1 protein-coding gene is annotated in these 24,035 nt (G+C 73.4%); it reads right to left on the reverse strand.

Features of this window, described 5'->3' with window-relative positions; genetic code table 11:
- Positions 1–3 precede the first annotated feature (3 nt).
- A complete protein-coding gene (locus ACIQMX_RS28185) occupies positions 4–23,961 on the reverse strand; it encodes a non-ribosomal peptide synthase/polyketide synthase (RefSeq protein ID WP_402482166.1) in 23,958 nt (7,985 codons plus the stop codon).
- Between the last annotated feature and the right edge of the window lie 74 nt (positions 23,962–24,035).

Consider the following 24,035-nt stretch of genomic DNA (forward strand, 5'->3'; position numbering starts at 1 on the left):
GGGTCAGTCCTCCTGAGGGGAATGGGTGGTGTCACCGGCGTCGCCGGTGGCCTCGGTGATCCTGGCGGCCAGGATCGGTCCGATCTGGGCCAGCGATCCGGCCTGGGTCATCTGGTCGTGCCGGGTGGTGATCTCGTGGGATTCGATCCGGCCCGTGATGTACGGGTGCCAGAGAGCCGGACCGGCGTCGTCGTGGTCCCGGTCGATCGTGGAGTTGAACAGCAGCAGGTCCCCGTCGTACCGGCCCGGGACGAAGTCGACCGCGAGCTTCGCATTGTTGATCATGATCTGGACGATCACCTCGACCTGCCGCTCGTTCAGGCCGGCCAGCGCGCTGCCGCGCCGGTTCAGTACCTCGGCGACCTCGGCATAGGTGATCTCCTGGTCCTCCAGCTCGTCCGGGTCGACGTCGAGCACCCCGACGAGCACGTCCCGCACGGTGGGCACCGGCTCCTCCTCGAACCGCACGTCCTTCACCGGGTAGGCGTCGAGGATCGCCAGCAGCGCGGTGCGCTCACCGCGGGCCTGCAGTTCACAGGCCAGTGCGTGGGCGATGAGTCCGCCCGCGGACCAGCCGAGCAGCAGGTACGGGCCCTCCGGCTGGATCTTCCGGATGTGGTCCGCGTAGTCCGCCGCCATCTCCTCGTACGACGTCGGCAGGGGTTCGGGGCGGCCGAGGCCGCGCGCCTGGATCGCGTACACCGGATGCTGCGGACCGAGGTGGTTCAGCAGCCCGCTGTAGGACCAGCTGATGCCGCCGCCGGGATGGACGCAGAACAACGGAGTGCCCGTCCCGGTCGAACGCAGCGGCAACAGCACGTCCAGCGCGTCGTCCGGACCGTTCATGCCCAGGCGTTCGCTGAGCCCGGCCACGGTCGGTGCCTCGAACAGCAGGCGAAGTCCCAGCTCCAGGCCGAGGGTCTCGCGAACCCGGGAGGCCAGCCGGGCGGCCAGCAGCGAGTGCCCGCCCAGATCGAAGAAGCCGTCGTCGATGCCCACCTGTTCCCGGCCCAGGACTTCGGCGAACAGGCCGCACAGCAGCTGTTCCTGCGGCGTCCGGGGGCCGCGCCCGGCCTCCGACGCCCCGTAGTCGGGGGCCGGCAGCGCGGCTCGGTCGAGCTTGCCGTTGGCGGTCAGCGGCAGCGTGTCCAGGGTGACGAACGCCGCCGGAACCATGTAGTCGGGCAGTTCGCGGCGCAGCCGGCCGGCCAGCTCGGCCGTCGTGGGCGCACCCTCGGACGCTGCCATCAGGTAGGCGACCAGCCGCTTGTCTCCCGGCCGGTCCTCCCGGGCGACCACCGCTGCCTGGGCGACGCCCGGGCAGCCTGTCAGGACCGCCTCGATCTCCCCGGGCTCGATCCGCTGACCGCGCAGCTTGACCTGGTGGTCGACGCGTCCGGCGAACTCCAGGGTGCCACCCCCGGCCGACGTCCCGGAGTGTCCGTCCGGGCGCCACCAGGCGAGGTCGCCGGTGCGGTACATCCGGCTTCCGGCCGGCCCGTACGGGTCGGCGGTGAAGCGCTCGGCCGTCAGGCCGGGGCGGCCGAAGTAGCCGCGTGCCACGCCCGTCCCCGCGAGGTACAGCTCACCGACCATGCCGGCCGGCACCGGCCGCAGCCGCTCGTCGAGCACATAGGCGCGCATGTTGGCCATCGGCCCGCCGATCGGCACGGTAGCGGCGTTCTCGGGGAGGTCGCGCACAGCGTGACAGGTGGCCAGGGTGGTGGCCTCGGTGGGCCCGTAGCCGTTGACCACCTCGATGCCGGGGCAGGCCGCGAGCACCCGCGCGGCGGCGGCGGGGGAGACCACGTCGCCGCCGGTCCACACCTCACGGACCCCGGCGAGCACGCCCGGCCGCTCCTCGGCGACCAGACGGAACAGACCGGCGGTCAGCCACAGTCCGGTCACCCCGTGCGTGGTGATCGTGTGCTGGAGCAGGTCGAGGCCGAGCTGCTCGGGCGGCGCCACCACGACCCGGCCACCGTTGAGCAGCGGAACCCACAGCTCGTAGGTCGAGAGGTCGAAGGCGGTCGGAGAATGCATCAGCACCCGCTCATGTCCGCCACCACGCCATTCGGGTGTCAGCGCCAGACCCGCCACGTCCCCGTGGGTCACGGCCACGCCCTTCGGCCGTCCGGTCGAGCCGGAGGTGTACATGATGTACGCGACCTGCCCCGGTTCGCAGGCGACGTCGACGTCGTACGGCTCGGCGGCCGCGGTCCGCACGAGTGCGGCGAACAGCTCCGGGGTGAGGACCAGGGCGGCCCCGCTCTCCCGCATGATCAGGTCGATCCGGGAGGACGGGAAGCGGGGGTCCAGCGGGACGTAGGCGCCACCCGCCTTGACGATCGCCAGGATCGCCACGACCAGCTCCGCCGAGCGGTCCATCAGGACCGCGACCGGCGTCTCCGGCCGTACGCCCTGGCGGATCAGCGCCCTCGCCAGGCGATCGGCCCGCAGATCGAGCTCCGCGTAGGTCAGCTCGGTGCCGCCCGACACGACCGCGACCGCGTCCGGGGTGGCCCGCACCTGACGGGCGAACAGCTCCGGCACCGAGGCCGACGGCAGCTCCGCGGCCGTGTCGTTGAAGCCGTATAGGAGCCGTTGGCGTTCGGCGTCGGACATGAGGTCGATCGCGCTGATCGGCCGGCCGGGGTCGGCGACCGCCGCGCGCAGCAGGCGGGCCCAGCGCTCGAACAGCAGCTCCACCGTGGACGCGTCGAACAGGTCGGTGGCGTACTCCACCGCGCCGACCAGCCCGTCGGCGCCGCCGTCGGGGCGGAACTGCTCGGCGAGGCTGAACGTGAGGTCGACCCGGGCGGTCCCGGTCGGCGCCTCCAGGTGGCCCGTCTCCAGCCCCGGCAGGGCGAACTCGCCGAGCGGCGCGTTCTGCAGGGCCAGCATGATCTGGAACAGCGGGTGATGGGCCAGCGACCGCACCGGGTTGGCCACCTCGACCAGGTACTCGAAGGGCACGTCCTGGTGGTCGTACGCGGCGAGCGCCTTGTGCCGCACCCGGCCGAGCAGTTCGCCGAAGCCGGGGTCGCCGCTGGTGTCGGTGCGCAGCACCAGCGTGTTGACGAAGAAGCCGACGAGCTCGTCCAGTGCCTGGTCGGTACGGCCGGCGATCGGGCTGCCGATCGGGATGTCCGTACCGGCACCGAGCCGGTCCAGGAGAGCGGCGAGACCGGCCTGGAGCACCATGAACATGCTGGCCCCGCGCGCGGCGGCGAGGTCCCGCAGCGCCTGGTGCAGCTCGGGGTCGAGCCGGACCACGACCCGGTCGCCCCGCTGGGAGGCCACCGGCGGCCGGGGCCGGTCGGCGGGCAGCTGAATCTGCTGCGGGATTCCGGTCAGTTCGTCCTTCCAGTAGGCCAGTTGCCGGGCGAACAGGCTGTCCGGATCGGCGGCGTCACCGAGCAGGTCGCGTTGCCAGCGGGTGTAGTCGGCGTACTGCACCGGCAACGGGGACCACTGCGGCTCCTCGCCCCGGCAGCGCGTCGCGTAGGCCGTCGCGAGGTCGCCGGAGAGCGGTCCCATCGACCAGCCGTCCGCGGCGATGTGGTGCACCACGACCAGCAGCACGTGCCGGTCGGGGGCGAGCGCGTACAGCTCGGCCCGGACCGGCGGCTCCGCGGCCAGATCGAAGCCGCGCCGGGCCGTGTCCGCCAGGCGCTCGGCCAGCCGGCTCTCGTCGAGTTCGGCCACCGGCAGCGCCGGATGTGCCTGCGCGGGGCTCAGCACGACCTGGTACGGAACGCCGTCGGTCTCGCGGAAGACCGTCCGCAGGCTCTCGTGCCGGGCGATCACGTCCGCGAGCGCGGCATGCAGGGCCGCCCGGTCCAGGCTGCCGGTCAGGCTCAGCGCGAGCGGCATGTTGTAGGTGGCGCTCGGCCCGTCCATCCGGTGCAGGAACCACAAGCGGCGCTGGGCGAAGGACAGTTCCAGGTGTTCCGGACGGGGGCGGGCGGTGAGCGCGGGCCGCGCCGCTCCCGAACCGTCCAGATGGGCGGCCAGTCCGGCCACGGTCGGGGTCCCGAACAGGGTCCGTACCTCCAGCTCCGCGCCGAGGGTCGCCCGGACCCTGGAGGCCAGGCGGGTTGCCAGCAGCGAGTGTCCGCCGAGGTCGAAGAAGCTGTCGTCGACTCCGACCTGTGCCAGCCCGAGCACCTCGGCGAACAGCTCCGCGAGGACCTGCTCCTGCGGGGTGCGCGGCGCCCGCCCGGCAGCGGCCGTGCCGAGGTCGGGGGCGGGCAGCGCGTGGCGGTCGAGCTTGCCACTGGCCGTCAGCGGCAGCGCGTCCATCGCGACGAACGCCGACGGAACCAGGTAGTCGGGCAGCCGCCCGTGCAGCCAGTCCCGCAGCTCGCCGAGGAGGGCACCGGTGCCACGGCTGCCGGCCGGGCGGTTGGTCAGCGAGGACAGCGCCCGGCCGGATGCCCCGGCCGGGCGGGCCGGCAGGGCTGTCGGGCCGGGGAGCGCCTGCGGACCGGCGAGCACGATGTCCACGGCGTCCGCCGCGGCGGCTGACCAGGTGACGGTCACCGTGCGGCCGAACTCCCTGCCGAGGACGTGGAAGTCCTCCGGGTCGGGGAGGCCGCTCTCCTCCGGGGCGCGCAGCCGCTCCAGCAGTTCCGCGAGCGGTCCGTCCTCCTCCTGCAACGCCCGGGCGAGCGCGGCTTCCCGCACCACGCGGCGGTTGGGTACTCCGGTGATCCGCAGGACCTCGGCGGCCGGCTGGGAGAGCAGCTCGCGCAGCCCGGCCGTCCCGGTGATCTGCCGCTCCCAGGCCAGCTCGACCGAGGCGGCCGGGGGCTTCGGGTCGACGAGCGGCTTGTGCAGCGTCACGTCGTAGCGGTAGCGGGTCAGCTCGTTGTGGTGGCGGCCGCGCTTGACCTCCACGGCCAGCGCGCCGATGTCCGTGCCGCGCTCGCGCAGGACGGTGAAGAAGTCCGGATCGACCAGGAGTTCCTTCTCCACCCTGAGAGCCTGCTCCACCGCACGGCGCACGGCCGCGCGGTCGGAGCCGTCGCCGGCCCGGTGCAGCTCGACAGCGGTGGCCAGCGGGCGCAGCAGCCGCAGGTTGCGGACGTCGCCGACGAAGAGCGCGCCCCCCGGGGCGAGCAGCTTCATCAGTTTCCCGATCACGTCCGCGAGGTAGTCGGCGGTCGGGAAGTACTGCACCACCGAGTTGATCACGATGGTGTCGAACTCACCGGCCGGCAGCCCGTCGGTGTCGTGCGCCGGACGGGTCTGCAGCACCACGCGCCCGGCCAGCCCCTCCTCCTTCTCGACCTGAGCTGTCAGGGCGTCGATCGCGGTGGCGGAGAAGTCGGTCGCCCAGTAGGTCTCGCACCGGGGCGCGATCTGCGAGAGCAGCAGACCGGTGCCGACTCCGATCTCCAGCACGCGGCGCGGCCTCAGGGCCAGGATGCGGGTCACGGTCGCGTCGCGCCATTCCCGCATCTGCTCGACGGGGATCGGGCCGCCGTCGTAACTGCTCTTCCAGCCGACGAAGTTGTGGCCGAAGGCCGTCGCGTCGGGGGAGATGGGCAGGGCGTCGTAGACGTCCTGCCACTCGCCCACGTGGTCCGCCTCCAGGGCGCTGTCCCGGGCGGTTTCCCGGCGCGGGACGACGTAGGCGACGAGCCGGTCGTCCTGGGCCGCGACGGCGGCCCGGGCGACGGCGGGGTGTTCGGCCAGGACGGCCTCGACCTCGCCGGGCTCTACGCGGAAGCCGCGGACCTTCACCTGGTCGTCGGCGCGACCCACGTACTCCAGCTGGCCGTCCCCCCGCCGCCGCACCAGGTCTCCCGTGCGGTACATGCGCTCACCGGGCCCGAACGGGCAGGCGACGAACCTCCCCGCCGTCAGACCCGGCCGGTGGAGGTATCCGCGCGCCAGGCCCGCGCCCGCGACGTACAGCTCGCCCGTCACGCCCGGAGGCACCGGCCGCAGACGGTCGTCCAGCACGTACACACGGGCGTTGGCGATCGGTCGCCCGATGGGCGGCGCGCCCGGCCCGGGGGACAGCGGGTCGCTCATGGTCGCGCAGACCGTGGTCTCGGTCGGGCCGTACGCGTTGATCATCCGGCGTCCGGGGGCCCACCGCTGCACCAGCTCGGGCGGGCACGCCTCACCCGCCACCACCAGCGTCGACACCGTCACCGTGCCGTCCGGCACAGCGGCGAGGACGGACGGGGGCACCGTCACGTGGGTGGCGCCGAGGCCCGGATCGGTCAGGGCGGCCACCGGATCGCCGGCGGGAGGCAGCAACAGGGTGGCGCCGCCCAGCAGAGCGGTGAAGATCTCCGAAACCGAGGCGTCGAAGCTGGGCGAGGCGAACTGGAGCACCCGGCTGCCGGGTTCGATCGCGAAGCGCTCGATCTGTCCGGCGACCAGACTCGCCACACCTCCGTGGCCGACGACGACGCCCTTGGGGCGGCCGGTGGAGCCCGAGGTGTAGATGACGTAGGCGGGGTGGCGGGTGTCGGGTGTGGTGTCCGGGGCGGTGTCGGGCCAGTGGCCTTCGGTCACCGTGGCGGGGTTGTCGATCACGGCGGCGGGGCGGGCGTCGTCGAGCATGTAGCTGATGCGTGACGGCGGGTAGGCGGGGTCCACGGGCAGGTAGGCGGCGCCTGCCTTGAGTACGCCGAGGACGGCGACGACCGATTCCACCGAGCGCGGCAGGGATACCGCGACCACCTGCTCCGGGCCGACTCCCCGGGCGATCAGCGCATGGGCGAACCGGTTGGCACGTGCGTCGAGTTGTGCGTAGGTGAGCTCGATGTCTCCGCAGACCAGCGCGGTCGCGTCCGGTGCGGCAGCCACCCGCGCCGCGAAGGCCTGCGGCAGCGGGACGGCGTCGACGTCCCGGGCCGTGGCGTTGTCGCGTTCCAGCAGCCGGTGCCGCTCGTCGGAGCCGAGGAGATCGATCTCCCCGATCGACAGCCCGGGGTCGGCGGTGACGGCCTTCAGTAGAAGCGTCCAGCGCCGGACCAAGGAGGCCACCGTCGAGTGGTCGAGCAGGTCGGTGGCGTACTCGACCGCGCCGGCGATTCCGGCCGGACTCCCGTCGGAACCGAACCGTTCGACCATGCTCACGCCCAGGTCGAACTTGGCGGTGCCGGTCGCGACCGCGTAGGTGGTGACGTCCAGGCCGGGCAGCGAGAACCGGCCCATCGGCGCGTTCTGGACGGCAAGGATGGTCTGGAACAGCGGGTGGTGGGACAGGGAGCGGGAGGGGTTCAGCGCCTCCACGAGGTGCTCGAACGGTACGTCCTGGTGTGCGTACGCCGACAGCGCCGTCTCCTTCACGCGGCCGAGCAGCTCCGTGAAGCTCGGATCGCCGCTGGTGTCGGTGCGCAGTACCAGTGTGTTGACGAAGAACCCGACCAGATCGTCCAGCGCCTCGTCCGTGCGCCCCGCGACCGGACTGCCGATCGCGATGTCCGTACCGGCCCCCAGCCGCGTGTACAGCGCGGCCAACGCCGCCTGCAGCACCATGAACAGACTCGTCCCGGTGCTCCGCGCCAACTCCGCCAGCGCGGCGTGCAGTTCCGGTTCGAGGTCCAGGCCGACATGGTCCCCGTGCCGGCCCGCGACAGCCGGGCGGGGCCGGTCGGTGGGCAGGGGGAGCAGCTCGGGCAGGCCGGACAGCTGCCGCTTCCAGTAGCCGAGCTGTTCGGTGAACCGGCTCTGCGGGTCCGCGGCGTCGCCGAGCAGCTCGCGCTGCCACAGCGTGTAGTCGGAGTACTGCACGGGCAGGTCCGGTCGGCTGTCCGTCCGGCCCTCGCAACGGGCGGAGTACGCCTCGGCCAGGTCGCGGGCCAATGGCCCGGTGGACCAGCCGTCGGCGGCGATGTGGTGCATGACCAGCAGCAGCACATGGTCGTCCGGCGCGAGCGCGAACAGTTCGGCGCGCAGCGGCGGCTCCGTCGCGAGCTCGAAGGGCTGCCGGGCGGACTCGGCGAGCCGCTCCGGCAGCTCGTCCTGCGTCACCTGGGCAGGCCGGGCCCCGAGGCGGACCGCGGCCGGGTCCAGCACACGTTGGCAGGGCACGCCGGCAACCTCCGGGAACACCGTCCGAAGGCTCTCGTGCCGGGCCACCACGTCGGCCAGCGCCCGATCCAGTGCGGGGCGGTCGAGTGTTCCGGCCAGCCGCAGCGCCAGGGGGATGTGGTACGTCGCGGCGGCGCCGTCCATGCGGTGAAGGAACCAGAGCCGACGCTGGGCGAAGGAGAGCGGCACCGCCTCGGGCCGCTCGTACGGGGTCAGCGCGGGGCGGGCGCGGCCGGCCTCGGCCAGCGCCCCGGCCAGGCCCGCCACGGTGGGCGCCTGGAAGAGCGCCCGCAGTTCGAGTTCCACACCGAGTACCGAGCGCACCCGGGCGGCCAGCCGGGTGGCCAGCAGGGAGTGCCCGCCCAGCTCGAAGAAATCGTCGTCGACCGAGACCCGCGGCACGCCGAGCACCTCCGCGAACAACTCCGCGAGGATCTGCTCCCGCGGGGTGCGCGGCACGCGCCCGCTGCCCGCCGGAGCGGCCTCGGGCACGGGCAGTGCCGCCCGGTCCAGCTTTCCGTTGGGCGTCAGCGGCAGCGCGTCCAGCGCCATGAAGACGGCAGGCACCAGATAGTCCGGCAGCCGCTCGCGCAGGTGCGCCGCCAGCTCCGAAGGGCGGGCGGCCAGATCAGGGCGGGCCACCACGTAGGCCACGAGCCGGTCGTCCTGGGCCGCGACGGCGGCCCGGGCGACGGCGGGGTGTTCGGCCAGGACGGCCTCGACCTCGCCGGGTTCGACGCGGAAGCCGCGGACCTTCACCTGCTGGTCGGCCCGGCCGACGTACTCCAGCTCGCCGTCGGCACGCTGCCGCACCAGGTCGCCGGTGCGGTACATCCGTGCGCCCGCCGGTCCGAACGGGCATGCCGTGAACCGTCCCGCGGTCAGGCCGGGCCGGTCCAGGTAGCCGCGTGCCAGACCCGGGCCGGCGACATACAACTCCCCGGGCACGCCGGGCGGGACGATGCGCAGCCGCCCGTCCAGTACGTAGGTCCGGAAGCCCGCGACCGGTCGCCCGATGGGCGGCGCGCCGGGCCCGGGGGACAGCGGGTCGCTCATGGTCGCGCAGACCGTGGTCTCGGTCGGGCCGTACGCGTTGATCATCCGGCGTCCGGGTGCCCACCGCTGCACCAGCTCGGGCGGGCACGCCTCGCCCGCCACCACCAGGGTGGTCGCCGTGAGTTCGGCGCCGTCCAGCGCAGCCAGGGCGGAGGGCGGCAGCGTCACATGGGTGACGGAGAACCGGCGGTCCGTCAGCGCCTCCAGCGGAGCCTCGGCGGGGGCCAGTACGAGGGCCGCACCGGTGAGCAGCGCGCTGCACAGGTCCCAGAAGGACGCGTCGAAGCTGGGCGAGGCGAACTGCAGCACGCGGCTGCCCCGCGCCACACCGAGCCGCTCGATCTGTGCCGCCACCAGGCCCGACACCCCGGCCTGGCTCACGACGACGCCCTTGGGGCGGCCGGTGGAGCCCGAGGTGTAGATGACGTAGGCGGGGTGGCGGGTGTCGGGTGTGGTGTCCGGGGCGGTGCCGGGCCAGTGGCCTTCGGTCACCGTGGCGGGGTTGTCGATCACGGCGGCGGGGCGGGCGTCGTCGAGCATGTAGCTGATGCGTGACGGCGGGTAGGCGGGGTCCACGGGCAGGTAGGCGGCGCCTGCCTTGAGTACGCCGAGGACTGCGACGACCGATTCCACCGAGCGTGGCAGGGATACCGCGACCACCTGTTCCGGTCCGACCCCCTGGGCGATCAGCGCATGGGCGAACCGGTTGGCGCGTGTGTCGAGTTGTGCGTAGGTGAGCTCGGTGTCTCCGCAGACCAGCGCGGTCGCGTCCGGTGCGGCCGCCACCCGCGCCGCGAACAGCTCCGCCAGGCTCACGCCGGCCGCTTGCTCCCCGACTGCGGGCAGCAGCTCGTCGCGCTCCTCGGACGACAGCAGGTCGATCCCGCCGAGCGGTCGGTCGGGTGCGGCGGCGACCGCGGCCAGCAGCCTGGTCAACCTGGCGGTCAGGGTCTCGACCGTCGCCCGGTCGAACAGGTCGGTGCTGTACTCGACAGCGCCGCCCAGTCCGGCCGGCTCGCCGTCGGGGCCGTACTCCTCTGCGAATCCGAAGGTCAGGTCGAGCCGCGCGGTTCCGGTGAGCACGGCCATGCCGGAGACCTGGAGGCCCGGCAGCTCGAATGCGCCGCCCGGCGCGTTCTGCACGACCAGACCGGTCTGGAACAGCGGGTGGTGGGACAGGGAGCGGGAGGGGTTCAGCGCCTCCACGAGGTGCTCGAACGGTACGTCCTGGTGTGCGTACGCCGACAGTGCGGTCTCCCTGACCCGGCCGAGCAGCTCCGCGAAGCTCGGATCGCCGCTGGTGTCGGTGCGCAGTACCAGTGTGTTGACGAAGAACCCGACCAGATCGTCCAGCGCCTCGTCCGTGCGCCCCGCGACCGGACTGCCGATCGCGATGTCCGTACCGGCCCCCAGCCGCGTGTACAGCGCGGCCAACGCCGCCTGCAGCACCATGAACAGGGTCGCTCCCGAGCGGCGTGCCAACTCCACGAGCGCCGCATGCAGCCCGGCATCGATCCGGAGCTCCAGCACGTCACCGCTGTACGACATCGAGGCCGGGCGAGGCCGGTCGGCGGGCAGCTGCAACTGTTCGGGCAGACCCGCCAGCGTCTGCGTCCAGTAGGCGACCTGGCGGGCGAACAGACTGTCGGCGTCGTCCTCGTCGCCCAGGATCTCGTGCTGCCACAGGGTGTAGTCGCCGTAGGTCACGGGCAGCGGTGGCCATACCGGAGCCACGCCGCCCTGCCGGGTGGTGTAGGCGGCGGCCAGGTCACGGGCGAGCGGGCCCATGGACCAGCCGTCCCCGACGATGTGGTGCATGACCAGCAGCAGCACGTGCTCGTCCGGCGCGACCGCGAACAGCTCCGCCCGAAGCGGCACCTCCGACGTCAGGTCGAAGCCGCGCACCGCCGCCTCGCGCAGCAGCGCGGCCACCTCCCGCTCGCCGGCCGTACGCACGGACAACGGGACGGCGGCCTCGGCCGTGTCGAGCACCCGCTGGTACGGAATTCCGCCGGTGTGCGGGAAGACCGTGCGCAGGGTCTCGTGCCGGTCCACCACGTCCACGAGCGCGGCGCTCAGTGCGGCCCGGTCGAGGTCTCCGGAAAGCCGCAGGGCCAGCGGCATGTGATACGTGGCGCTCGGCGCCCCGAACTGCTGGAGGAACCAGAGCCGCCGCTGGGCGAACGACAGCGGCATCAGTTCGCGGCGGGGCCGGGGCACCAGTGCCCGACGCGCGGTTCGGGCGCCGGGCAGCGCGGCCGCCAGTCCGGCAGCGGTCGGGGTCCGGAACAGGGCGCGCAGCTCCAATTCGACCCCGAGCGTCGCCCGGACCCGGGAGACCAGCCGGGTGGCGAGCAGGGAGTGCCCGCCCAGCTCGAAGAAGTCCTCGTCGACCCCGACGGCGGCGAGACCCAGCACCTCGGCGAACACCTCGCACAGGATCTGCTCCTGCGGCGTGCGCGGCGCCCGGCCGCCGGCGGCCGGGCCCGGATCCGGCGCGGGCAGAGCCGCCCGGTCGAGCTTGCCGTTCGGCGTCAGCGGCAACGCGTCGAGCAGCACGAACGCGGACGGAACCAGGTACGCCGGCACCCGCTCGCGCAGGAACTCCGCCAGCGCCGCCGCGGTCACCCCGGTCGCGTCCGTGGGGACGACGTAGGCGACGATCCGGTCCTCCCGGGCGAGTGCCGCGACCTGGGACACGCCCGGGTGCACGGTCAGCTCGGCCTCGATCTCGCCGGGCTCGACCCGGAACCCGCGCACCTTGACCTGGTGGTCGACCCGGCCCGCGAACTCCAGCTCGCCGTCGGCACCCCAGCGCACCAGGTCACCGGTGCGGTACATCCGCGCGCCCGCCGGCCCGTACGGATGGGCGACGAAGCGCCCGGCACTCAGACCGGGCTGGTTCAGGTAGCCGCGCGCCAGCCCCGCTCCGGCCAGGTACAGCTCGCCCAGCACGCCGGGTGCCACCGGCCGCAGCGCCGAATCCAGCACATAAGCCTGGCAGTTGGCGATGGGCCGGCCGATCGGGACCGGCTGCGGGCAGTCGGCCGGAAGCGGGTAGGCGGTGATCACATGGGTTTCGGCGGGTCCGTAGTGGTTGTGCAGCACCCGGCCCGCCCGGCGGGCCCGGAAGCGGCGCATGGGACCACTCAGCCGCATGGCCTCTCCGGCCTGGGCGACCATCCGCAGGTGCGGCAGGTCGAGCCCGGCCTCCTCGGCGGCCTCGGCCAGCGCCTCGATCACCAGATTCGGCGCGAACAGCTCCTCGACCCGGTGCCGGTCCAGCCAGCGGGCGAGCAGCTCCGCGCTGCGGCGCTGCTCCTCGGCCGGCACCATCAGCGTCTTGCCGTACAGCAGCGCGGACAGCACCTCCTGCACCGAGACGTCGAAGCTGATCGCGGTGAACTGGGCCGTGCGCGTGCCGGGTTCGCCGCCGACCGTCCGGTGGTGCCATTCCAGCAGATTGAGCAGTCCGGCGGCGGGCATCGCGATGGCCTTGGGCCGGCCGGTGGAACCGGAGGTGTAGATGACGTAGGCCGGGTGCCGGGCGTCCACGGGGACGGCCGGATCGTGCTCCGGCAGCTCGCCGGCCGGTGTGACGTCGGCGAGATCGCCGAGCACGACGGCCGGACCGGCGTCCTCCAGCATGTACGTGATGCGGGCGGCCGGGTAGTCCGGGTCGACGGGGAGGTACGCCGCGCCCGTCTTGAGCACCGCGAGGACGGCGACCACGAGCTCGGCCGAACGAGGCAGCCGCAAAGCGACGACCCGCTCCGGTCCCACGCCCCGGGCGATCAGCGCGTGGGCCAGGCGGTTGGCCCGGCGGTTCAGCTCGTGGTAGGTCAGCACGGTGTCCTCGAACACCACGGCCGGGGCCTGGGGCGTCGCCCGCGCCCGCGACTCGAACAGGGCGGGCAGGGTGGCGTCGGGCGTCGGGCAGGCCGTGTCGTTGCGGGCGACCAACAGCTCGCGCCGCTCCTCGGCGGTGAGGACGTCGACCCGGCTCAGCGGACGCTCCGGGTCGGCGACCACGGCCGCCAGCAGCCGCAGCCACCGGGCGACCAGTGCCTCCACCGTGGCGGCGTCGAACAGGTCGGCGCTGTACTCGACCCGCCCGACGATGCCCTCGGCCGGCCCGCCCGTGCCGCCGCGCTCCAGCAGGTGGAAGCCGAGGTCGAACATCGCCGTCGGCGTCCGGACCAGCATGATCTCGGCGGCCAGACCGCTCAGCTCGAACTCGGTGCGGGGCACGTTCTGCAGCGCGAGCAGCACCTGGAACAGCGGCTGCCGGGCGAGCGACCGGGACGGATTGAGCGCCTCGACGACATGCTCGAACGGCAGATCCTGGTGTGCGTACGCGCCGAGAGCCCGCTCCCGGACCCGGACCAGCAGCTCGGCGAAGGACGGATCGCCACTGGTGTCCGTGCGGAGCACAAGGGTGTTGACGAAGAACCCGATCAGGTCGTCCAGCGCCTGGTCGGTCCGGCCGGCGATCAGGCTGCCGACCGGGATGTCCGTACCCGCACCCAGCTTGTCCAGCAGCGATGCCAGACCGGCCTGCAGCACCATGTACACGCTGGCGCCGTTCTCCCGGCCCAGCCGGACCAGGCCGGCGTGGAGTTCCGCGTCGAGCTCGATGGCCAGGTGGCCGCCGGAGCAGGAAGGTGACGCGGGGTGGTGGCGGTCGGCGGGGAGCCGGATCTGCTCCGGCAGGCCAGCGAGTGTCCGCGTCCAGTAGTCGGTCTGACGGGCGAACAGGCTGTCCGGGTCGGCCGCGTCGCCGAGCAGCCGGTCCTGCCACAGGGTGTAGTCGGCGTACTGCGCGGGCAGCGTCGCCCACTGCGGCGCCCCGCCCTGGCGACGGGCCGCGTACGCGGTGGCCAGATCGGCGGCCAACGGGCCCAGCGACCAGCCGTCACCGGCGATGTGGTGCATCACCAGGAGCAGGACGTGCTCGTCCGCCGAGATCTCGAAGACCTCGGCGCGCAGCGGGGGTTCGGTGGCGAGATCGAAACCGCGCGCGGCGGCCGCCGCCAGCAGTTCCGGCAGGGCCGGCTCGTCGGCCGGGGTGACCGGCAGACTCGGTCGTGCCTCCTCCGTGGCGAGTACGCGCTGGCAGGGCATGCCGTCCGTGGCCGGGAAGACCGTGCGCAGGGTTTCGTGCCGGCCGGTGAGGTCGCTCAGCGCCGCCTCAAGAGCCGCCAGGTCCAGCGGCCCGGAGAGACGCCACGCGAGCGGCATGTTGTAGACCGACTCGTCGCCCTCCAGCTGGCGCAGGAACCAGAGCCGGCGCTGAGCGGACGACAGCGGTACCAAGTCGGGCCGCTCCGCCCGCTCCAGGGCGAGCCGGGCCCGGTCCGCGCCGCCCAGCCCGGCGGCCAGTCCGGCCACGGTCGGGGTACGGAACAGGGCCGACAGGGCCAGCTCCACGCCCAGCGTCGCGCGGACGCGCGCCACCAGCCGCGTAGCGAGCAGGGAGTGTCCGCCGAGGTCGAAGAAGTCGTCGTCGACGCCGACCCGAGGCACGCCCAGCACCTCGGCGAACAGGCCGGCCAGCACGTGTTCGCGGGGGGAGCGCGGCGCCCGGCCGGCCGGGGTCGCGCCGGGCTCAGGCTCGGGCAGGGCGCGCCGGTCCAGCTTGCCGTTCGGTGTCAGCGGCAGGGCGTCGAGGGAGACGAACGCGGCCGGCACCATGTACTCCGGCAGCCGCTCGCGCAGGTGCGCCCGCAGGTCCTCCGGCCGGAGCTCCGCCCCGGTTGCCGCCTGGAGGTAGGCGACCAGACGGGGGCCCCGCGCCCGGTCCTGCCGGACGGTCACGGCGGCCCGCGCGATCCCCGGGTGCTCGTCGAGGACCGCCTCGACCTCACCGAGTTCGATCCGGAAGCCGCGGACCTTGACCTGGTCGTCGGTGCGGCCGAGGAAATCCAGGTTTCCGTCCGGGTTCCACCGCACCAGGTCGCCCGTGCGGTACATCCGCGTGCCGGACGGCCCGAACGGGTCCGCCACGAACCGTCCCGAGGTCGGACCCGGCCGGTTCAGATAGCCGCGCGCCAGACCCGGACCCGCGATGTACAGCTCGCCCGGCACGCCCGCGGGTACGGGCTGCAACGCGGCGTCGAGCACATGCAGCCGGACACCCCCGAACGGCCTGCCGATCACCTGGCGCGGGCTCGACTCCAGCGGCGCGACGACCGAGTCCACCGTGCACTCGGACGGCCCGTAGTAGTTCAGGGAGAACACGCCGTCGGCCGCCCGCAGCCGTTCCCACAGCTGCTCGGGCACGACCTCTCCGCCCAGCGCGACCACCGAAGGACGCCACCGCGGATCGTCCAGCAGACCGTGTTCGATCAGGACCTGCAGGTAGGAAGGGGTGCCGCCGACCGTGTCCAGGTCCGCGCGCACGGCGTACTCGAGGTAGGCCTCCGGGTCGGACCAGGTCGCCTCGTCCAGGACGTGCAGCTCGTGGCCCGCGAACAGGGCGAACAGCTGGTCGCAGGAGCCGTCGAACGACACGGAGGTGGTCAGCCCCATCCGCAGCCGCTTCCCGGCGCCGGAGAACAGCGGCCGCTGGTTGGCGAACAGATTGGCCAGGCCACCGTGCGTCGCCACCACACCCTTGGGCCTGCCGGTGGAACCCGAGGTGTAGATCACGTAGACGGGGTGGGCCGCGTCGACGGCCACCATCGGATCGGCCGTCGGGCAGCTCGCCACCGCGGCGGCCGTCTCCGGCTCGTCGAGCACCAGCCGGCCGGCGGCACCCTCCGGCAGCCGGCCCAGAGTGCGGGCGTCGGTCACCGTCAGGACGGGGCGGGCGTCGTCGAGCAGGTACGCGATCCGGGCGGCCGGATACTCGGGGTCGACCGGAACATACGCGGCGCCGGTCTTCAGCACCGCCAGGATCGCCACCACCAGCTCGGTGGACCTCGGCAGAGCAACCGCCACCAGCCGCTCCGGTCCGGCGCCCCGCGCGATCAGCGCGTGCGCCAGCATGTTCGCCCGCGCGTCCAGTTCCGCATACGTCAGCGACGCCTCCGGCCCCACCACCGCGAGGGCGTCAGGAATCGCACGTACCTGAGCCCGGAACAGCTCCGGCACGCCCTCGGCAGGCGCCACCGCCGGCCCGGTGCTCCGTTCCGTCAGCTCACGGTGCTCCTCGGCGGTGAGCAGGTCGAACCGGCTGAGCCGCTGCCGCGGATCGGCGACCGCGGCGCGCAGCAGCCGCTCCCACCGCCCGGCCATCAACTCCACGGCGGTCGCGTCGTACAGATCGCAGGCGTACTCGACGGACCCGTCGATCCCCGCCGGGGAGCCGTCCTCCGCGTGCCGCTCGGACACGGTGAGCATCAGGTCGAGCTTGGCCGTGGTGGATGCCGACGGCAGGTCGTCGACGCGCAGCCCGGGCGGCGCGAAATCGGCCCTGGGCGCGTTCTGCAGCACCAGCATCACCTGGAACAACGGGTGGTGCGCCAGCGACCGGGCCGGGTTCAGGACCTCGACCAGGTGCTCGAACGGAAGGTCCTGGTGGGCGTAGCCGGCCAGCGCGGTGTCCCGGACCCGGCCCAGCAGCTCGGCGAACGTCGGATCGCCCGAGGTGTCGGTACGGAACACCAGAGTGTTGACGAAGTAGCCGACCAGCTCGTCCTGCGCCTGATCGGTCCGGCCGGCGACCGGACTGCCGACCGGAATGTCGTCGCCCGCGCCGAGCTTGCTCAGCAGGGCCGCCAGCCCGGCCTGGAGCACCATGAACAGACTGGTCCCGTGCGCGCGGGCGAGCTCGCGCAGACCCCGGTGCAGTTCGGCGTCGAAACCGGCGAGTACGGCACCGCCCCGGTGCGAGGCGACCGCCGGGCGGGACCGGTCGGTGGGGAGCTGGATCAGCTCGGGGAGACCGGCCAGCTGCCGGGTCCAGTAGTCCGCCTGACCGGCGAGCAGACTGTCCCCGTCGGTGGAGTCGCCGAGCAGTTCGTGCTGCCACAGGGTGTAGTCGGCGTACTGGACCGGCAGCGGCGACCACTGCGGCTCCGCGCCGCGGCGGCGCGCCGTGTAGGCGGCGGTCAGATCCTGCACGAGCGGGCCCAGCGACCAGCCGTCGCCCGCGATGTGGTGGAGCACCAGCTGGAAGACGTGCTCGTCCGGCGCCGCCTCGAACAGCTCGGCGCGCAGCGGCACGTCGGCCGCCAGGTCGAACGGCCGGTCCTTGGCCGCCGCCATCAGAGCGGGCAGACCTGCCTCGGTGGCCCCGCTCACGCGCAGCCGCGGGCGGGCCGCGTCCACCGCCAGCACCTGCTGGTGCGGCACGCCGTCCGCCGCCGGGAAGACGGTGCGCAGGCTCTCGTGCCGGGCCACCACGTCCGCCACGGCGGCCTCCAGGGCCTGCCGGTCCAGCTCCCCGGACAGTCGCCACGCCAGGGAGATGTGGTAGTTCGCGCCCGCGCCCTCCAACTGGTGGAGGAACCACAGCCGTCGCTGCGCGAACGACAGCGGGATCACGCCGGGGCGCTCGCGCCGGACCAGGGCGGTCTGCGCCGGCCCGGCCGCCGCCAGGGCAGCGGCCAGTCCCGCCGGGGTCGGTGCCTCGAACAGCGTGCGCAGCGGCATCTCCACGCCGAGCGTCGCGCGGATCCGGGCGGCGAGTCGGGTAGCCAGCAGCGAGTGCCCGCCCAGCTCGAAGAACCCGTCCTCGACGCCGGCCGACGCCACCCCCAGGACCTCCGCGAACAGCTCGCAGAGGATCTGTTCGTGCGGAGTGCGCGGCGCCCGGGCGGGGGCTGCCGGGGTGAGGTCGGGAGCGGGCAGGGCCCGATGGTCCAGCTTTCCGTTGACGGTCAGCGGCAGCGCGTCCAGCACGACGAACGCCGACGGCACCATGTACTCCGGCAGCCGCTCGCGCAGGTGCTCCCGCAGGCCGGCGGAGCTCGGTGCGGCGCCCGCGGCGGGAACCAGGTACGCGGTCAGCCGGGTGTCGTCGGCCCGGTCCTGCCGCGCCAGAACGGCGACCTGGGCGATCTCCGTGCACGCGGCCAGCGCTGCCTCGATCTCGCCGAGCTCGATCCGGAAGCCGCGCACCTTCACCTGCTGGTCGGCCCGGCCGACGTAGCGCAGGCTGCCGTCCGCCGCGCGGCGCACCACGTCACCGCTGCGGTACATCCGTGCCCCGGGCGGTCCGAACGGGTCCGCCACGAACCGCCCGGCAGTCAGGCCCGGCCGGTTCAGGTAGCCGCGCGCCAGGCCCGCGCCCGCGACGTACAGCTCGCCCGGTACGCCCGGGGCCACCGGCCGCAGGCCGTCGTCGAGCACGTAGGTCCGCAGGTCCGGGAGGCCCGTGCCGATCCGGCCGGCAGTGGTGCCGGACCCGTCGAGCGCCGCGTACGTGACGTGCACCGTGGTCTCGGTGATGCCGTACATGTTGACCAGCCGCGGCGTGTCCTCCGGATGCCGGTCGTACCAGCTCGCCAAGCGGGCGTGCTCCAGCGCCTCACCGCCGAACACCACCGTGCGCAGGGCGAGTCGGCGGCCGGTCTCCGGGGCCTCCGCGTCCGCCTGCATCAGCTGGTAGAAGGCGGACGGCGTCTGGTTGAGCACGGTCACCCGCTCGCGGGCGAGCAGTTCCAGGAACCGGCCGGGCGAGCGGCTGGTGTCGTGGTCCACGACCACCAGACGGCCGCCGTGCAGCAGCGGGCCCCACAGCTCCCAGACCGAGAAGTCGAAGGCGTAGGAGTGGAAGAGGGTCCACACGTCCTCGGCGGAGAAGCCGAAGAGCTCCCGCGTGGTCTCGAAGAGGCGCACCACGTTGCGGTGCGGGACCACCACACCCTTGGGGTTGCCGGTGGAACCCGAGGTGTGGATGACGTAGGCGGCCTGGCCCGGATCGACGTCGAGCCCCGGGTCCGTGTCCGGCAGTTCGTCCAGGTCGGCGGTGTCCAGCAGCAGCCGGTCCACGTGCTCCGCCGCCGGCAGCTCTCCCGTCCGGCTCGTCGTCACGAGCAGAGAGGGCCGGGTGTCCCGCAGCAGATAGGCGATGCGGGCGGCCGGGTACGCCGGGTCCACCGGTACGTACGCGGCGCCGGCCTTGAGGACCGCGAGCACCCCGACGACCAGTTCCGCCGAACGCGGCAGGGCCAGCGCCACCCGGTCCTCCGGCCGCACCCCGCGGTCGATCAGGGCATGCGCCAGCCGGTTGGCGCGGGCGTTCACCTGGCCGTACGTCAGCGTGGCTTCGCCGTCCGTGAGGGCTGTGGCATCCGGGTCCGCCCGCACCTGCCGCTCGAACAGCGCGGGCAGGCTGCTCTCCGGCAGCTCCCCGCCCCGGCCGGTGCCGGCCGGCAGCAGGGCCCGGAGCTCGTCGGCGGACAGCACGTCCACCTGACCGATCCTTCGGCCGGGGTCGGCGACGACGGCGCGCAGCAGCCGCAGCCACCGTTCGACGATCTCGGTGACGGTGGCCGCGTCGAACAGGTCGGTGCTGTACTCCAGTACGCCCGACAACCCGTCCTCACCGGGCTGCTCGGTCAGGAAGAAGGTCAGATCGCACTTGGCCGTCCCGGTGGGGACCAGGCCGGTCTCCACGTGCAGCCCCGGCAGGCCGAAGGTGCCGGACGGCGCGTTCTGCAGAGTGAGCATGGTCTGGAACAGCGGGTGGTGTGCAAGTGTCCGGGTCGGGTTCAACGCCTCCACGAGGTGCTCGAACGGCACCTCCTGGTGCGCGTACGCGGCCAGCGCGGCGGAACGCACCCGGCCCACCAGGTCGGTGAACGACGGGTCGCCGGACAGATCGGTGCGCAGGACCAGGGTGTTGACGAAGAATCCGACCAGGTCGTCCAGGGCCTCGTCGGTGCGTCCCGCGATCGGCGTGCCGATCGGGACGTCGGTACCGGCGCCGAGCTTGCCCAGCAGAGCGGCCAGACCGGCCTGGAGCACCATGAAGAGGCTGGCTCCGCCGTCGCGGCCGACTTCGCGCAGCTCCCGGTGCAGACCGGCGTCGATCGTGATCGGCAGGTGAGCGCCACGGTACGACATCGCCGCGGGCCGGGGCCGGTCGAAGGGCAGCTCGACCTGCTCGGGAAGGTTCGCCAGCCTGTCGCGCCAGTAGGCGAGCTGGCTGCCGAGCAGGCTGTCGGGGTCACTGCCGTCACCCAGCAACTCCCGCTGCCAGAGGGCGTAGTCGGCGTACTGGACCGGCAGCGGCGACCACTCCGGCCTCGCCTTCTCGCTCCGGGCCGCGTAGGCGGTCGCCAGGTCCCGCGCGAGCGGCCCCGTCGACCACCCGTCACCGGCGATGTGGTGCACCACCAGGAGCAGTACGTGCTCGTCGGTACCGAGCCGGAACAGCTCGGCACGCAAAGGCGGCTCCTCGGCGAGCTCGAAGCCGTACCGCGCCGCCTGTGCCAGCCGGTCCGGCAGGTCGCGCCCGGCGAGCTCCGTCACGCGCAGCCGGGGACGTGCCGCGTCCAGGTCGAGCACCCGCTGGCACGGCACACCGTCGACCACCGGAAAGACGGTGCGCAGGCTCTCGTGCCGCTCGGCGACGTCCGACAGGGCGGCTTGCAGGGCGCGCCGGTCCAGACGTCCGGACAGCCGCAGCGTCAGCGGGATGTTGTAAGTGGCACTCGGGCCCTCCATGCGGTGCAGGAACCACAGCCGGCGCTGCGCGAAGGACAGCGGGACCGTCCCGGGCCGCTCGCACCGCTCCAGCGCCGGGCGCGCCCGGCCCGCGACGTCCACCGCGGCCGCCAGCTCCGCCACCGTCGGCGCGTCGAACAGGTCGCGCAGCCTCAGCTCCACGCCCAGCACGGACCGTGCCCTGGCAATCAGCCGGGTGGCCAGCAGGGAGTGCCCGCCGAGAGCGAAGAAGTCGTCGTCGACACCGGCCTCCGACAGGCCCAGCACTTCGGCGAACAGCCCGCAGAGGAGGTGCTCGACCGCGGTGCGCGGAGCTCGGCCCGGCGCGACGGCCTGCCGCCCGGGTGCCGGGAGCGCGTGCCGGTCGAGCTTGTCGTTCGGTGTCAGCGGCAGCGCGTCCAGCATCACGAACGCCGAGGGCACCATGTGCTCGGGCAGCCGCTCCCGCAGCAGGGCCCGCAGCGCGTCCGCCCGGACGTCCTGTCCCGCGACCGGGACGACGTAGCCGACCAGCAGGGGTTCCTCGTCGGTGCGCACCGCCACAGCGGCCCGGGCGACCTGCGGGTGCCCGGCGAGGACCGCCTCGATCTCACCGGGTTCGATCCGGAAGCCGCGGACCTTGACCTGGTCGTCGGTGCGGCCGAGGAACTCCAGGTTTCCGTCCGGGTTCCACCGCACCAGGTCGCCCGTGCGGTACATCCGCGTGCCGGACGGCCCGAACGGGTCCGCCACGAACCGTCCCGAGGTCGGACCCGGCCGGTTCAGATAGCCGCGCGCCAGACCCGGACCCGCGATGTACAGCTCGCCCGGCACACCCGCGGGCGCCGGGCGCAACGCGGCGTCGAGCACATGCAGCCGGGCGTTGGTGACGGGCCGGCCGATGACCGGCCGCGGGCTGGATGCCGCGGGCGCGGCCACCGAGTTGACGGTGCACTCCGAGGGCCCGTAGAGGTTGAGGCAGGAGGGTCCGCCGGCGGTCCGCAACCGCTGCCAGAGCTCCTCGGGGACGGCCTCGCCGCCCGCCGCCACCAGCGAGGGGCGGCCCTGCGGATGGTCCAGCAGCCCATGGGCGACGAGCACGTGAAGGTAGGAAGGCGTGGCCTCGACGTAGTCCAGCCCGCGGCACGCCGCGTAGTCCACGAAGGCTTCGGGGTCGGTCCAGGTCGCATGGTCCAGGACGTGGAGCTCGTGGCCGGCGAAGAGGGCCATCAGCTGGTTCCAGGAGGCGTCGAACGACACCGAGGTGGTCAGCGTCACGCGCAGCCGCCGCCGGTCCTCCAGCAGCGGCGCGAACTGCACGAGCCGGTGGTCGGTGAGCAGGTCGAGCAGACCGCCGTGCGTCGCCACCACACCCTTGGGCCTGCCGGTGGAACCCGAGGTGTGGATCACGTACGCCGCGTGGCTCGGATCGACGGCCGGCATCGGGTCCGAGGCGGGGCAGCCCGCCAGCAGGGCGGCCGTCCCCGGCCCGTCGAGCACCAGCCGGTCGACGGTGCCCGCGTCGGGCAGACGCTCACCGCTGCGGGCATCGGTCACCACGAGAGCCGGGCGGGCGTCGTCGAGCAGGTACGCGATCCGGGCGGCCGGATACTCGGGGTCGACCGGAACATACGCGGCGCCGGTCTTCAGCACCGCCAGGATCGCCACCACGAGTTCGGCCGACCTCGGCAGTGACACCGCCACCAGCCGCTCCGGTCCCGCGCCGCGCGCGATCAGCGCGTGCGCCAGCCGGTTCGCCCGGGCGTCCAGTTCCGCATAGGTCAGTGAGACGTCGCCGCACACCAGCGCCACAAGGTCACCGGTCGCCCGGACGTGCTCCCGGAACAGCTCCGGCAGGCTCTCGGCCGGAGCAGCTGCCGTCGGCCCGGTGCCGAGGGCCGCCACCTCGCGGTGCTCCCGGTCCGTGAGCAGGTCGATCCGGCCGACCGTCTTCTCGGGGTCGCAGTCGGCGACGCAGTCGAGCAGGGCGAGCAGCCGCTGCTGGTGCGCGGCGAGGTCGTCGTCGCCGTACGCCTCCGGAGCGCCGTGCAGCCGGAGGAGCGGGGGGTTGCCGTCCCGGTAGTCGAAGACCCAGACGGCCAGGTCGGTGGTGGAGCCCGAAACGAAGTGGTGAACCGAGGCGGGATGCCCGGCGAAGCTCGGCCTGGCGTTGAAGGCCATGATGTTGACGATCAGCGGGAACGCGGTTCCGATGCCGCCGGGCGCGCCGAGGTCGCGCAGCAGGTCCTCGCTGCGGTAGCGCTCGTGCGCGACGGCCGCCTCGACCTCCCGGGCAGCCTGGGCGACGAGATCGCCCCACGGCATGTCCGGCCGCACGGTCAGGCGCAGCGGCACCACGTTGGACATCGTGCCGGGCACCGACATCAGGTCGCGGCCGGAGCCTCGGCGGGCGGTGACGGGGAGGGCGAGCACCACGTCCTGGGCGCCGCTCAGCCGGTGCGCGTAGAGCGCTGTCGCCGCGACGACCATCCGGGACCACCGGACACCGGCCCGGTCCGCCGCGGCCCGCAGCGCCTCGGGGCTTCGCAGTTCCACCTCCCCGGCCACGCGCAGAGCCCGGTGCGGGTCGGTCGCGGACGTGTCACTGAGGCGGGTCGGGGAGGGCAGGTCGGCGAAGCGCTCGGTCCAGTAGGAGCGGTCGGCGATGAAGGCGGTGGACGAGCGGTAGGCGGCGTCGCTGTCGACGAGATCCCGCAGCGAGCCGAACGGGGACTGCGGGACGACACCGTCCTCGGCCAGCGCCGAGTACACCTCGCCGACCCGCTGCCGGACCATGGAGCTGCTGATCGCGTCCAGCACCACGTGGTGGTAGTTCAGGTACCAGAGGAACTCCGTCGCCGACAGTCGGATCAGGGCGTGGCCGAACAACGGATCACGGCCGAGGTCCAGGGGACGGGCCAGGTCCCGTTCCATCCAGCCCATGGCCGCGGCCCGGGGATCCGGTTCGGTGCCGAGGTCGAGGTGGACCGGCGCCCAGTCCCAGGACTCGCGGAGGATCTGGCGCGGGCCCTCGCCGTCGTCGGCGAAGGTCACGTGCAGGGCGTCGACCTCGTCGACCACCCGGCGCAGCGCGGCTTCGAACAGCCTCGGGTCGACCGGCCCGTGGATCTCCAGGCATTCACCGACGCGGTAGCCCGGGATCGGGGTCCGGGAGCTCTGCTCGGCGAGCCAGATCTCCCGCTGGGCCGCGGTCAGGGGCAGGACGTCTCCGTCGCGACGGGACATGGGGGTACCTCCAGAAAGTATGGGCGGGCATGCGCGCAGGACGTGCCGGGCCGCGCCGAGTGCGGTGGTGTCAC

Origin of the sequence: Streptomyces sp. NPDC091416, from assembly GCF_044756845.1 — a bacterium.
Classification (GTDB): Bacteria; Actinomycetota; Actinomycetes; order Streptomycetales; family Streptomycetaceae; genus Streptomyces.